Below are 13318 nucleotides of genomic sequence, written 5' to 3' on the forward strand. Positions count from 1 at the left end.
ATGAGCAGAAGATGGAATCAGGTTAAACAGGGCCTGAAACGCAGCCGCCCCGCGCAGCTTTCTCTGGCGGTACTGGTGATTTTTGCGCTGGCTTCATTATCGGCTTTTTTTAGTCCGTGGGACCCTAATCAAATGTCGCTTCAGGGAAGGATGCTGCCGCCGGATGTCAGCCACTGGTTTGGCACGGATGAATATGGCCGGGACTACTTCACCCGCGCACTTTATGGCGGGCAAATCTCCCTGATGGTCGGGTTTTTAGCCATGCTGTTTTCCACGCTGGTTGGCACGCTGGTGGGCACCGTCAGCGGCTACTTTGGCGGCAAAATTGATAACCTGCTGATGAGACTGGTGGACATTTTAATGGCGATCCCGGCTTTTTTCCTGCTGCTGGTGCTCAATGCTTACCTGAAGCCCGGCATCGCTAACATCATTCTGATTATCAGCGCGCTGACCTGGATGAATATGTCGCGACTGGTGCGGGCAGAAACGTTGACGCTGAAAGAGCGGGAATACGTGATTTATGCCCGGGCCTCCGGGGAGCATCCGCTGAGGATTATCGCCCGGCACATTATTCCGAATATTTTGCCGACGATTATTGTGGCGGCCACTTTGAATATCGCCTCGGCGATTTTAATGGAGTCAACATTGAGTTTTCTTGGTCTCGGCGTGCAGCAGCCGGATGCCTCCTGGGGCAGCATGCTGAATAACGCTCAGTCCTACATCGGCGAAGCCTCCTGGCTTGCCATGTTCCCGGGGGCGCTGATCCTGCTGACGGTGCTGAGTTTTAACGTGCTCGGCGATGTGTTCCGTACCGCTTTTGAGCCGGGGGCAAATCGCGATGCGTAATTTGCTGGAAATTGAAAACCTGAAAACCTCTTTCTTTACCCGCGAGGGTGAAGTACAGGCGGTACGCGGCGTCACCTTCAGCGTGCAGCGGGGGGAAGTGGTGGGTATTGTGGGCGAGTCCGGCTGCGGCAAAAGCGTTACCTGTAAATCGGTGATCAATTTGCTGGGCAGCCATGGCAAGGTGGTGGGAGGCCATATCCGTTTTCAGGGAGAAGACCTGGCGCGTAAAACGGCGGAGCAAATGCGCCACCTGCGCGGCAGCGAAATCGCGATGATTTTCCAGGATCCGATGACGGCGTTAAATCCGGTGCTGACCATCGGGCGACAAATGAGCGAGATCCTTATTCGCCACCAGAGTTTGAGTAAGAAGGCGGCGAAAGAGAAGGCCATAGCGATGCTAGGGCAGGTGGGCATCAGCCAGCCGGAAAAACGCTATGACCAGTATCCACACGAGTTTAGCGGCGGAATGCGCCAGCGGGTGATGATCGCGATCGCGCTGTCATGCCATCCGTCATTGCTGATTGCCGACGAGCCGACGACCGCGCTGGACGTGACCATTCAGGCGCAAATTCTGCGCCTGCTGAAACACCTTCAGCAGCAGACGGACACCGCTATCTTACTGATCACTCACGACCTGGGTGTGGTGGCGCAAGTCTGTTCCCGGGTGGTGGTGATGTACGGTGGGCTGGTGATGGAGCAGGGCAGCGTTGAGGCGATTTTTTATCGGCCCGCCCATCCCTACACGCGTGGTTTGCTGGCTTCGTTGCCTCGCCCTGACGGCAGCGAAGCGCGCTTGTCGCCGATTGAGGGTAGCCCGCCGGGTCTGCTCAATCCGCCGCCCGGCTGTCCTTTCGCCGCTCGTTGCCCGCAGCGCATGGCCATTTGCGACACGGCAGCACCCAAACACACGCTCGCCGACGGCCATGAAGTCAACTGCTGGCTGTGGAAAAAAGAGGCCGCTCATGCCTGACATCACTCCTTTGATTCGCGTGCGTAATCTGCACAAACATTTCACCGCAAATCGGGGCTGGTTCGGGCCGGGGACCACGGTAAAAGCCGTGGATGGCGTGAGCTTCGATGTTTTTCCGGGGGAAACTTATGGCCTGGTGGGGGAGTCCGGCTGCGGGAAGTCGACGCTAGGGCGAAGCTTATTGCGGCTGTTCGAGGTGACCGACGGCGAAATTGAGTTCGACGGGCAAAATATTGCGGCGCTTAACGAACGTCAGCTAAAGCCTATCCGCCGCCGGATGCAGGCCGTTTTCCAGGATCCCTATTCGTCGCTAAACCCCGGTATGACGGTGGCGCAGCTGATCGCTGAGCCAATGCGTATTCACGGTTATGATGCGGCACGGCGCAAAGCCCGCACTCTGGAGCTGCTCGGGCAGGTGGGATTAAATCAGGAGCACCTGGACCGCTTTCCCCATGAGTTCAGCGGCGGCCAGCGGCAGCGAATCAGCATTGCCCGGGCGCTGGCGGTGAATCCCGAATTTATTCTTTGCGATGAGCCGCTGTCGGCCCTCGATGTCTCTGTGCAGGCACAGGTGGTGAATATTTTGCAGGATCTGCAGCAGACATTTGGGCTGACGTATTTGTTTATCGCCCACGATTTGTCTATGGTTCGCCACATTTCTGACCGCATCGGGGTAATGTATCTTGGTTCTCTGGTGGAGGAGGCGCCTGCGGAAACGCTGTATAGCCAGCCCGCTCATCCCTACACTCGCGCGCTGCTCGCGTCTATTCCCATTGCAGACCCGCATGTTCAGATGCTGGAACAGGGTGGACTAAAAGGCGAAATCGGCGGTGATACGGGGGAAAGCGTTGGCTGCAAGTTTGCCACCCGCTGCCCGCGAGCAATGGGCCAATGTCACCAGCAACCTCCCCGAATGCAGGAGATCTCGCCGGGCCACCGCGTGGCCTGCTGGCAGTTCGAAAAATGAGTCGGCGGGGGCATTTTGCTCCCGCTTCACCGCTCTTCCAGCGAATGGGCTGTTGCCTCGTGCAGAGGCGCGCAGGTAGACTGTCGCGCAAATAAAACAGGAGATTAAAATGGCCGAACAACTCTCTGCCGATCAGGAACTGGTTTCCGACGTCGTGGCGTGCCAGTTAGTGATTAAACAAATTCTCGACGTGATTGATGTGATTGCGCCCGTTGAAGTCCGCGACAAGATGGCGGAACAGCTGAAAACCATCGATTTTACTACCCATCCTGCGGCCGTTGATCCGGTCACGCGCCGGGCGATTCAAAAAGCCATCGCACTGATTGAGCTGAAATTTACGCAGCAAAAAGAAGCGCACTGAAGTTTTTATCCGCTGCCAGAAAGCAAAAGCACCGCCCAGTTGCGGTGCTTTTTATCTGAGTCGGGGCCGATCAGTGATAGTCTCGTTCGACAAAACTGAGTACGCGCCTGTCGGTCTGGCTCATGCACAGGCCTGCCTTGTTGGCATCCCGGACCTCTTCGAGAATCGTTTTCAGCCGCTCTCCCTCCCGATCCTGTTCTAAGCCTAGCGCCATTAAAAAACTGACGACTCTACCGGCATTGACGGCTTTAGCTTCTTCCTTAAGCGCGGTCAGCGTTTCATGCCGGAGATGGTAATCATCCAGCGTTTGTTGAAAAAGCTCTTCCAGCGTCAGGCAGTGGCAGTCAGGCGGGGACATAGTGCCGACGCTGGGCATACCGCCGGACTGCTTCATAAAATTGAAGACCCGCATCATGTGGGTCACATTGTTTTGTGCCTGGCTACGTAAAAAATTCGCACTTCCCGTCAGGCTGTGTTTGGCGCACCAGGCGCTCAGGTGCAGACACAGATGGGAGGCATAGAATTCACGATTAATTTGCGCATTAAGTTTCTGGATCATGCTGGCAGTGGGCATATAAATATCCTTATTTCATGAGCACTTTTATGAAGAGGTGAAATAAACATACCCCGCTATCACGGATGAGAAAAGTCCTAATTCAGGCTATTTTTATTTTTTTTGATTTTCTTTAAGATAAAAAGATCATGAAGTTATCCGTCTTTTGATTTTTCGTAACATACTGTATTTAATATAAAATATATTTATCGGTTTTTTCTTTTTATCCCTGTTTTGCTTTATATCAGAAATGAGGTTTGTTCAGTCCGTGAATTGTTTTTAATGTGTATCATTTTTGAGTTTTGGGGTGGTTTTAATGTTGTCTGTTTGTATGTGTTGAGGTCATGTTTGCGGTTTCTGTCTCCTGGGTGGGAATGTTGTCATCTGGGTTTAAAACAAAATTTTCGCTCGCAGAGTTCGAGAGGCGTTCTGCGAGCCAGGCCGCTGTTGTGCAAGAAAAACACTTCGGTATAAAAAATAATCAAATCCAGGAGGGGAAATGCAGCAGGATCCGCTGATACGGCTAATGAATTGATTTTTTTACCTGACGCAGCCAAAGATGGCGCTGTTGGCAATAATGTACGGTTAACAGCCGTCTACATCCTTCCGTTGAGGCATCTCCAGCCAGAAACCACGCAGCCGCAGATCCGGCGCAATCCAAAAATCCTGCCGCGCGCATGAGCGTCTTCCTTGTTAATGAAGGCAGTCGCTAAAATGCAGGATAAAAAGTTAATTTTTCAGAAAAAATCGTGATTAGTCGCTATGGAATAATCAAAACGGTGGTTGAGTTGAGGCCGAAAAAGCGGAGCTGGCTCCGCTTTCTGTCGGGGGAGGCGATTAAAGCGGGACCAGCAGTACATCAACCTGGCTTGACGCCACCACGGCCTTGGCTGAGCACATAACCTTGCCAAAGAAACTCTGATTGTGATTACCGCAAAGCACCAAATCAACGTCCTGTTTTTCACAGATATCCAGAATGTGCTCGCTTAGTTCCCCTGTGGAAATAATTACCTTTTCAACAGGATATTGCGCTTTCTCTTTCAGCTCAGCGAGAAAAAGATGGGTTTCTTCCAGCATCAGATCGCGGAGGTTTTCCAGCATTGGGGCGGCAAGCTGGTTATACAGTTCGGGATCGGACGCGAGCGTGACCAGCGTAATTTTGCCGTTGACGGGTTTGACGATGGAGACGGCCTTTTGCACCAGACGATGGCTTTCAGGCGTGATAGCAACGGCAACCAGCACATGACGATAGCTCATATAACCCCTCCACATTTAGTGTGAATTGTTAACATTTTCTTACACCACTTGTGACTCAGGCGCAACGCGTACAGCGGTACGAAATGTGAAGCCACTCATAGAAATTGTTTAGTTATTCTTATGAAACGAATTTGCAACATTGTTTCGTAGACGAAATGTGAAAATTTTCCATCGGACGAACGGATTAATTTGAGAACCTGGATCGAGTGATAACTTTCGGTAGCTGACGCTTTTGAAATCATAACGCTCGGTTAAAATGCCGCTATAATTTCACTTAAGTCTATGAATAACAGCAGATTACTCTTAACGGCTTTCATAAAGTGTGATCGCTCAGGCATTCCTGGCCGCCAGTATCAGATAAAAAGCAATGACAACTCATGGAGTTGTGATCTTTCAGTGTCACTATTCGTCTGCCGGCTTCGGTAAAATTCTTAATCAGATGAAAAAGTAAGCAAATGAAAAGCTATTCTGATGCTTTTCACTCCGAAGGATGATGTATTTATGTGATCTGCGTCACATAAATTCCAAAATCGCAGGTGGCCGCATTGTATGTGCCAGGGGCTGCGAGTAGAGTTTGCCCGAATTAGGAAAAATCTTAGTTTTTTGTAATAAAATGATGAACGACAACAGGCGTTCGGGCTCTGTCAGGGAAATGGCTTCTACGTGGGATGCGGAGGGGCTGAGTCAGGGCTGAAGATATATCCGTGCATTTTGGCCGTAACGATTGTTTTAATTTAACCGGGGCAACCCGGCGACATCGCGGGGTGCGGTAACAACCCCCTAATAGTTCAGAAAACAGTAATGGCGCGACAGATGCGCTTCGGCTTCTTACAACCGTAAGTTTCTGGAGAATTTACTCGCGCTGACACGTTACTGTCATCCGACATATTTAGGCTGGGCCGCATACAATAATAGTTGGTTATTCGGGATGGAAAAAATGCATACTTCCGAGTTGCTAAAACATATTTACGACATCAATTTGTCGTACTTATTGCTTGCACAGCGTCTTATTAGTCAGGACAAAGCTTCGGCTATGTTTCGCTTAGGTATCGCTGAAGATATGGCAAATACGTTAGGGGAACTCACGTTGCCCCAGATGGTGAAATTGGCAGAAACTAACCAATTAGTTTGTCAGTTCCGTTTTAGCGAAAGTCAGGCAATTACTCGCTTAACACAAGACTCCCGTGTGGATGATTTACAGCAAATTCATACCGGTATTTTGTTATCGACCCGTTTATTGAGTGAGGTGTCGTCGCCTGCCGAGGCACCTAAGAAAAAAAGGGCATAACAAATGAGCGAGAAAAGTATTGTCCAGGAAGCTCGCGACATTCAGCTCGCTATGGAGCTGATAACACTCGGTGCCCGATTGCAAATGCTGGAAAGCGAAACGCAGTTGAGCCGTGGTCGCCTGATCAAACTCTACAAAGAACTCCGTGGAAGTCCTCCTCCAAAAGGGATGCTGCCTTTCTCTACTGATTGGTTTATGACCTGGGAGCAAAATATTCATGCTTCCATGTTCTGTAATGCCTGGCAGTTTTTACTTCGTAGTGGGCTCTGCACCGGCGTTGATGCGGTGATTAAGGCCTATCGGCTCTACCTTGAACAATGTCCTTCCCAGTCAGACGGCCCGCTATTGGCGCTGACTCGCGCCTGGACGCTGGTGCGTTTTGTTGAGAGCGGCATGCTCCAGCTGAGCCAGTGCAACTGCTGTGGGGGCAATTTTATTACCCACGCACATCAGCCGGTCGGCAGCTTTGCCTGCAGTCTGTGCCAGCCGCCATCGAGGGCGGTAAAAAGACGTAAACTTTCCCAGAATGCTGCCGATATTATTCCACAACTGCTGGATGACCAGGTGGAACAGGCTGTGTAACAGATTCTGTGTTTGCGTATTCCAGCAGCGGTGAGTGATTACCGCTGCTTTTTTTATGCCCAAACACGACGCTGCACCTGCCTCCTGGGCATCCTCGCTACACTCAACGGCGTAAGGATGATCTCGTGCTGATTTTAATAGGTTACCTGGTTGTTTTAGGGACAGTGTTCGGCGGTTACATGTTGACCGGCGGCCACCTTGGCGCACTTTATCAACCTGCTGAATTTGTGATCATTGGTGGGGCGGGTATTGGGGCGTTCATTGTAGGGAATAACGGCAAGGCGATTAAGGGCACCTTAAAAGCGCTGCCGCTGCTCTTCCGACGCTCAAAATATACCAAAAGCATGTATATGGATTTGATGGCATTGCTTTATCGTCTGATGGCTAAGTCGCGTCAGCAGGGTATGTTTTCACTCGAAAGAGACATCGAAAACCCTAAAGAAAGCGAAATCTTTGCCAGCTATCCGCGTATTTTAGCGGACACCATGATGCTTGATTTTATTGTCGATTATTTGCGTTTAATCATCAGCGGAAATATGAATACATTCGAAATTGAAGCGCTGATGGATGAAGAAATCGAGACCCATGAAAGCGAAGCGGAAATACCGGCCAACAGCCTTGCGTTAATGGGGGATTCATTACCAGCCTTCGGTATCGTTGCTGCGGTAATGGGGGTTGTGCACGCTCTGGCATCCGCCGACCGTCCCGCTGCGGAATTAGGCGCATTAATTGCGCACGCTATGGTGGGTACTTTCCTCGGTATTTTACTGGCCTATGGTTTTATTTCCCCATTAGCGAGCGTGCTGCGCCAAAAAAGTGCTGAAACCACCAAAATGATGCAGTGCGTGAAGGTCACTTTACTCTCCAGCCTCAACGGTTATGCCCCGCCAATCGCGGTGGAATTTGGCCGTAAAACGCTTTACTCCAGCGAGCGCCCATCGTTCATTGAACTGGAAGAGCACGTCAGAGCGGTACGTTCCCCGAACGCGCAGCGCGCGACGGAAGAAGAAGTATGAAGAATCAGGCCCATCCCATCGTTGTCGTAAAGCGCCGCAAGCACAAGGGACACGGCGGGGCGGCCCACGGCTCCTGGAAAATTGCCTACGCGGACTTCATGACCGCGATGATGGCTTTCTTCCTGGTCATGTGGCTGATTTCCATCTCCAGCCCGAAAGAGCTGGCGCAAATTGCTGACTACTTCCGCACCCCGTTGGCGCAGGCCATTACCGGGGGCCAGCGTATCGCCGACAGCGAAAGTCCTATTCCGGGCGGGGGCGATGACGTCACCCAGCAGCAGGGCGAAGTGAAAAAACAGCCCAACATTGAAGAGCTGCGCAAGCGCATGGAAGCCAACCGCCTGAAGCGCATCAAAGGGGATCTGGACCAGCTGATTGAGTCAGACCCGAAGCTGCGTGCGCTACGCCCACACCTGCAAATCGACCTGGTTCAGGAAGGGTTGCGTATTCAGATTATCGACAGCCAGAACCGCCCGATGTTTAAAAACGGCAGTGCGGAAGTGGAGCCTTACATGCGCGACATCCTGCGCAAAATCGCCCCGGTGCTGAACGGTATTCCTAACAAGATCAGTCTGTCCGGCCATACCGATGACCTGCCTTATGCCAACGGCGAGCGCGGCTACAGCAACTGGGAGCTTTCCGCCGACCGCGCGAATGCTTCCCGCCGTGAGCTGGTCGCCGGTGGCCTCGACGACGGCAAAGTGCTGCGCGTCATCGGGATGTCCTCGCAGATGAGCCTCTCGAAACGTGGAGGCGGGGACGCCATTAACCGTCGCATCAGTTTGCTGGTGCTTAATAAACAGACCGAAGACGCCATCATGCATGAGAACTCCGAGAGCGAGAACCAGCCTCTCAGCGTTCTGCAGCAGGATCCTACGGCGGCTCCGGCGAATAACACAGTTGCGCCACAACCAGGCACGAGGTGATAGCGTGAGCATGGATATTAGCGATTTTTACCAGACATTTTTTGACGAAGCCGACGAGCTGTTGGCCGATATGGAGCAGCATCTCCTGGATTTGGTGCCTGAGGCGCCGGATTCTGAACAGTTGAACGCTATTTTCCGTGCGGCCCACTCCATTAAGGGCGGGGCCGGTACGTTTGGCTTCTCCATCCTGCAGGAAACGACCCACCTGATGGAGAACCTGCTCGACGAAGCGCGGCGCGGTGAGATGCAGCTCAACACCGATATCATCAACCTGTTTTTGGAAACCAAGGATATTATGCAGGAACAGCTGGACGCCTATAAAAATTCTGAAGAGCCGGATGCCGCAAGCTTCGACTACATCTGCAAAGCGCTGCGTCAGCTGGCCCTGGAAGCCAAAGGCGAGGCACCATCGGCGCCGGCCAAACTCTCCGTGGTAGAAACCGAACAGCCTGCGTCCGCGCCTGCCGACAACGGCGGCAGGCTGCGCGTGGTGATTGACGGCCTGAAAGAAGCTGAACGTGACCTGATGCTCGAAGAGCTGGGGAACCTGGGCACCCTGAGCGAGGTGGTCAAAGACGCTGCTTCCGTAACGGCCACGCTGGAAACCAGCGTCAGCGAAGACGATATTACGGCCGTACTTTGCTTCGTGATTGAGCCTGAGCAAATCAGCTTTGTGCCGGTTACCGCAGCCAGCGCGCCAGCGGTGGCAGAAACCACTTCGGTGGCGGTGCCTGAGGCACCTGCTCAAACGGCTGTCGCCGTGCAAAAAGCAGGCCTGCCTGAGCCGCTGACCCCTGCGACAGGGCGCGTTGAGCGTGATAAACCTGCCGCTCGCGCATCTGAATCGACCAGTATCCGCGTGGCGGTAGAGAAAGTTGACCAACTGATTAACCTGGTTGGCGAACTGGTGATCACCCAGTCCATGCTGGCCCAGCGTTCTAACGAACTCGACCCGGTCAACCACGGGGATTTGATCACCAGCATGGGGCAGCTGCAGCGTAACGCGCGCGACCTCCAGGAATCGGTGATGTCTATCCGCATGATGCCGATGGAATACGTCTTCAGCCGCTTCCCGCGTCTGGTCCGCGATCTGGCCGGGAAGCTTAACAAGCAGGTGGAACTGACGCTGATGGGCAGCTCCACCGAGCTGGATAAGAGCCTCATTGAACGCATTATCGACCCGCTAACGCACCTGGTACGCAACAGCCTTGACCACGGTATCGAGTCGCCGGAAAAACGCCGGGCGGCAGGGAAGTCCGAAGTCGGGAACCTGATCCTGTCTGCGGAACATCAGGGCGGCAATATCTGTATCGAAGTGACCGACGACGGGGCAGGGCTCAACCGCGAGCGTATTCTGGCGAAGGCGATTTCCCAGGGGATGCCGGTCAGTGAAAGCATGACCGACGACGAAGTCGGGATGCTGATCTTCGCGCCGGGCTTCTCCACCGCCGAGCAAGTCACCGACGTGTCTGGCCGTGGCGTGGGCATGGACGTGGTGAAACGTAACATCCAGGAGATGGGCGGCCACGTCGAAATCCAGTCGAAAGCCGGAGCAGGGACGACCATTCGCATTCTGCTGCCGCTGACGCTCGCTATCCTCGATGGCATGTCGGTTAAAGTGAGCGACGAAGTCTTTATCCTGCCGCTGAACGCGGTGATGGAATCCCTGCAGCCGCAGGAAGAAGATCTTCACCCGCTGGCGGGCGGCGAACGCGTGCTGGAAGTGCGTGGGGAATATCTGCCGCTGGTTGAGCTGTGGAAAGTCTTTGACGTTCAGGGCGCAAAAACTGAAGCCACACAGGGCATCGTTGTGATCCTGCAAAGTGCCGGACGCCGCTACGCACTGCTGGTCGACCAGCTGATTGGCCAGCATCAGGTGGTGGTGAAAAACCTGGAAAGCAACTACCGCAAGGTGCCGGGCATTTCTGCAGCCACCATTTTGGGTGACGGCAGCGTGGCGCTGATCGTCGATGTTTCTGCGCTGCAGGGGCTAAACCGTGAACAACGTCTGGCGCTAACCGTCGCCTGATTAACCGCTTAAAAGAATAGGTACGCAAATGACTGCACTAACGAATGTGACAAAACTGACCGGGGAAAACGTAGGCCAGGAGTTTCTGGTGTTCACCCTCGGCGCTGAAGAGTACGGCATTGATATCCTGAAGGTGCAGGAGATCCGCGGTTACGATCAGGTGACGCGCATCGCGAACACGCCTGCTTTTATTAAAGGCGTCACCAACCTGCGCGGCGTGATCGTGCCGATTATCGACCTGCGCCTGAAGTTCGAACAGGATGGCGTGGAATATAACGACAATACCGTGGTTATCGTGCTGAACCTGGAAAAACGCGTGGTCGGGATTGTGGTTGACGGTGTGTCCGACGTGCTGTCGCTGACGGCGGATCAGATTCGTCCTGCGCCAGAGTTCGCTGTCACTCTGTCAACTGAATACCTGACGGGCCTGGGCGCACTGGGTGAACGTATGCTGATTCTGGTGAACATTGAGAAGCTGCTGAACAGCGAAGAGATGGAGCTGCTGGATTCTGCGGTCGCTTAATCCGGTTTGCTAAAAATAAGAAGGGCTACCCTAGGGTAGCCCTTCTTATTTTTTTACACAGAGGGAAAAAGCGTGGTTTTTCCCTCTGTGTGGTTATCAGCCGAAAATCACACAGTGATTTTCCAGCATATTTATTGGTGGAATCTGGTATTGCTTCGTTTGCCAGACATCGCCGGCTTGCGATAAGGGCTACCCGAGGGTAGCCCTTTTTTTATGCCTTAACTTCTTCCACCGGCACTGTGCCGGTTTCTTCCAGCATGCCTTCGTTCTTGGACAGCATCGCGGTTGCCACGCCGTTGCCCAGCACGTTGATCGCCGAGCGGCCCATATCCAGGAAGTGGTCAATCCCCATCAACAGCAGGATGCCCGCTACCGGAATATTGAAGCTTGGAATTGTTGCCGCCAGCACAACCAGCGCGGAGCGCGGCACGCCGGCAATCCCTTTGGACGCCAGCATCAGCGTCAGCATCAGCACGGCAATCTCAGAGAAGGAGAGGTGCACGTTATAAGCCTGGGCAATAAACATGGACGCAAAGGAGCAGTAGACCATCGACCCTACCAGGTTAAAGGAGTAACCGATCGGCAGCACAAACGAAGCGATGTTGCGGGAACAGCCAAAGCGGGTCAGTTGGTCCAGCGTTTTCGGATAGGCCGCTTCAGAGCTGCTGGTGGTAAAGGCCACCAGAACGGGATCTTTCAGCATCGCCAGCAGGCGGAACACATCGCGCTTCAGCACCATGTAACCCACGCTAATCAGCACGATGCAGGTGAGCACGATAGCCACATAGTAGCCGCCGATAAACGAAGCGTAGTTGAGCAGAATGCCCAGACCCTGGGTGGCAATCACCGAAGAGATGGCGGCGAAGATAGCCAGCGGCGCGACATACATCACGTAGCCGGTCACTTTCAGCATGATGTGGGAGACAACGTCCAGGGCGCTCACCAACGGGGCGTTAAATTTCTCGCCCAAAGACGCGCCGGCAATACCAAAGAACATCGAGAACACCACAATCTGCAGGATCTCGTTGTCCGACATCGCCCCGGCAATGCTGGTTGGGATGGTATGGGAAATAAAGGCTTTCAGCGTCATTCCGCTGACGGCCAGGCCGGTCTGCACGGCTTCGGCTGGCACTTCCAGGTTCATGCCCGCACCCGGATGCTCCAGGGTGACAATAAACAGGCCGACCAGAATAGACAGCACGGAAGAAGAGACAAACCAGACCATTGCCTTACCGCCTACGCGGCCAATGGTGGAGGTTTCGCCGAGCTTCATGATACCGACCGTCAGGGTGCTGAAGACTAACGGCGCAATCACCATCTTGATCAGGCGCAGGAAGATATCGGTAAACAGCGTGATGTTATCGGCGTAGCCTTTGATGACGTCGGCGGCGGCGTATTCGTGGATGGCCGCACCGGTGAAGATCCCCGCTATCATGAACAAAATGATGAATAGCGTGAGTTTGTTTGAACTTGCCACTGACTTAGTAACCCCGTAGTTGACTGTAGTTAATGTGTGTTTTTTTGTAACTTACTGACCCTTATATAATTATTGTTTCCGGGCCGTAAATGCGCGGAGCATAAATTGAATCAAACTGCGCCGATATACAACTCTTTTTTATAAATTCTGTTAATTGTTAATTAAGCAGCACTTAATCATTATCTGTGATGATTGTCACAAAATGACGGATATATTCTTTTCGCTTTGCAGTGATGTAAGGTGTTTTGCATTTAAAACATTGTTTTTATTGATAATAATGTGTCAATTGTCCTTCTGAATGAATTTTTTGACGTGGTCTGGTTATTTCCCATTCTCTAAACTAAATTTCAACTAAGTGATGGCGTAACGTACTGATTTTTTTCTTACCGACAGGCCCATAAAGGTTGCGGCCAGAAACCGTTTTGCTTGCTTGATAAATGAACGATTGGGGTTATTTGTGGGCAAAATGATTTTTTATGCAGCATGCACAATATCTGATGGGCAGCCATTTGGCTTCATGACG

The 13318-nt window shown here is 52.7% G+C and carries 13 protein-coding genes; 10 read left to right on the forward strand and 3 right to left on the reverse strand.

The window, feature by feature from the left end; all coding sequences use genetic code 11:
- The 4 genes from ACREYP_RS08680 to ACREYP_RS08695 all read left to right on the forward strand — a co-directional run bounded on the left by ACREYP_RS08680 (window position 1) and on the right by ACREYP_RS08695 (window position 3144).
- Complete coding sequence (locus ACREYP_RS08680) at window positions 1-846, forward strand: ABC transporter permease (RefSeq protein WP_336818050.1); 846 nt, start codon at window positions 1-3, stop codon at window positions 844-846.
- Window positions 839-1816 (forward strand): ABC transporter ATP-binding protein, encoded by a 978-nt coding sequence (locus tag ACREYP_RS08685; protein WP_008453861.1) that lies wholly within the window; start codon window positions 839-841, stop codon window positions 1814-1816. The genes ACREYP_RS08680 and ACREYP_RS08685 overlap by 8 nt, the downstream gene beginning before the upstream one ends.
- Window positions 1809-2783 (forward strand): ABC transporter ATP-binding protein, encoded by a 975-nt coding sequence (locus ACREYP_RS08690; protein ID WP_336818051.1) that lies wholly within the window; start codon window positions 1809-1811, stop codon window positions 2781-2783. Before ACREYP_RS08685 ends, ACREYP_RS08690 begins: the two co-directional genes overlap by 8 nt.
- 109 nt (window positions 2784-2892) lie before the next feature.
- On the forward strand, window positions 2893-3144 hold the full coding sequence (locus ACREYP_RS08695; protein ID WP_008453864.1) for a DUF2766 family protein: 252 nt from the start codon (window positions 2893-2895) through the stop codon (window positions 3142-3144).
- 70 nt (window positions 3145-3214) lie between these two features.
- Here ACREYP_RS08695 and ACREYP_RS08700 read toward each other — a convergent pair whose 3' ends face one another.
- Window positions 3215-3718 (reverse strand): non-heme ferritin-like protein, encoded by a 504-nt coding sequence (locus ACREYP_RS08700; protein WP_008453865.1) that lies wholly within the window; start codon window positions 3716-3718, stop codon window positions 3215-3217.
- Between the two features lie 816 nt (window positions 3719-4534).
- Window positions 4535-4954: a universal stress protein UspC gene (gene uspC, locus ACREYP_RS08705; RefSeq protein ID WP_008453866.1), complete on the reverse strand. Its 420-nt coding sequence runs from the start codon at window positions 4952-4954 to the stop codon at window positions 4535-4537.
- Window positions 4955-5891: 937 nt separating this feature from the next.
- On the opposite strand from uspC, the gene flhD reads away from it, so the two are divergent.
- The 6 genes from flhD to cheW all read left to right on the forward strand — a co-directional run bounded on the left by flhD (window position 5892) and on the right by cheW (window position 11318).
- Complete coding sequence (gene flhD / locus ACREYP_RS08710) at window positions 5892-6242, forward strand: flagellar transcriptional regulator FlhD (protein WP_008453867.1); 351 nt, start codon at window positions 5892-5894, stop codon at window positions 6240-6242.
- 3 nt (window positions 6243-6245) lie between these two features.
- A complete protein-coding gene (gene flhC, locus ACREYP_RS08715; protein ID WP_039294634.1) occupies window positions 6246-6824 on the forward strand; it encodes a flagellar transcriptional regulator FlhC in 579 nt (192 codons plus the stop codon).
- 125 nt (window positions 6825-6949) lie between these two features.
- Complete coding sequence (gene motA / locus ACREYP_RS08720) at window positions 6950-7840, forward strand: flagellar motor stator protein MotA (protein ID WP_008453872.1); 891 nt, start codon at window positions 6950-6952, stop codon at window positions 7838-7840.
- Window positions 7837-8766 carry a flagellar motor protein MotB gene (motB, locus tag ACREYP_RS08725; protein WP_008453876.1) on the forward strand — a complete coding sequence of 310 codons (930 nt, stop codon included), beginning with the start codon at window positions 7837-7839 and terminating at the stop codon, window positions 8764-8766. The genes motA and motB overlap by 4 nt, the downstream gene beginning before the upstream one ends.
- Before the next feature lie 10 nt (window positions 8767-8776).
- Window positions 8777-10795, forward strand: a complete 2019-nt coding sequence (gene cheA, locus ACREYP_RS08730) for a chemotaxis protein CheA (protein ID WP_034807347.1) — start codon at window positions 8777-8779, stop codon at window positions 10793-10795.
- Between the two features lie 28 nt (window positions 10796-10823).
- Window positions 10824-11318 carry a chemotaxis protein CheW gene (gene cheW / locus ACREYP_RS08735; RefSeq protein WP_008453882.1) on the forward strand — a complete coding sequence of 165 codons (495 nt, stop codon included), beginning with the start codon at window positions 10824-10826 and terminating at the stop codon, window positions 11316-11318.
- 211 nt (window positions 11319-11529) lie between these two features.
- On the opposite strand, the gene ACREYP_RS08740 is transcribed toward cheW, so the two are convergent.
- Window positions 11530-12795 (reverse strand): dicarboxylate/amino acid:cation symporter, encoded by a 1266-nt coding sequence (locus ACREYP_RS08740; protein ID WP_008453884.1) that lies wholly within the window; start codon window positions 12793-12795, stop codon window positions 11530-11532.
- Window positions 12796-13318 lie beyond the last annotated feature (523 nt).

This window comes from Enterobacter sp. TMH.L2, assembly GCF_050847315.1.
In the GTDB taxonomy this organism is placed as follows: Bacteria; Pseudomonadota; Gammaproteobacteria; order Enterobacterales; family Enterobacteriaceae; genus Cedecea.

Bases quoted from the DNA above. Each gene is read 5' to 3' on its own strand.
- flhC (WP_039294634.1), top strand. From the start codon at position 6,246: ATGAGCGAGAAAAGTATTGTCCAGGAAGCTCGCGACATTCAGCTCGCT.
- cheW (WP_008453882.1), top strand. From the start codon at position 10,824: ATGACTGCACTAACGAATGTGACAAAACTGACCGGGGAAAACGTAGGC.
- ACREYP_RS08685 (WP_008453861.1), top strand. From the start codon at position 839: ATGCGTAATTTGCTGGAAATTGAAAACCTGAAAACCTCTTTCTTTACC.
- ACREYP_RS08690 (WP_336818051.1), top strand. From the start codon at position 1,809: ATGCCTGACATCACTCCTTTGATTCGCGTGCGTAATCTGCACAAACAT.
- flhD (WP_008453867.1), top strand. From the start codon at position 5,892: ATGCATACTTCCGAGTTGCTAAAACATATTTACGACATCAATTTGTCG.
- motB (WP_008453876.1), top strand. From the start codon at position 7,837: ATGAAGAATCAGGCCCATCCCATCGTTGTCGTAAAGCGCCGCAAGCAC.
- ACREYP_RS08700 (WP_008453865.1), bottom strand. From the start codon at position 3,718: ATGCCCACTGCCAGCATGATCCAGAAACTTAATGCGCAAATTAATCGT.
- ACREYP_RS08695 (WP_008453864.1), top strand. From the start codon at position 2,893: ATGGCCGAACAACTCTCTGCCGATCAGGAACTGGTTTCCGACGTCGTG.
- cheA (WP_034807347.1), top strand. From the start codon at position 8,777: ATGGATATTAGCGATTTTTACCAGACATTTTTTGACGAAGCCGACGAG.
- ACREYP_RS08680 (WP_336818050.1), top strand. From the start codon at position 1: ATGAGCAGAAGATGGAATCAGGTTAAACAGGGCCTGAAACGCAGCCGC.
- uspC (WP_008453866.1), bottom strand. From the start codon at position 4,954: ATGAGCTATCGTCATGTGCTGGTTGCCGTTGCTATCACGCCTGAAAGC.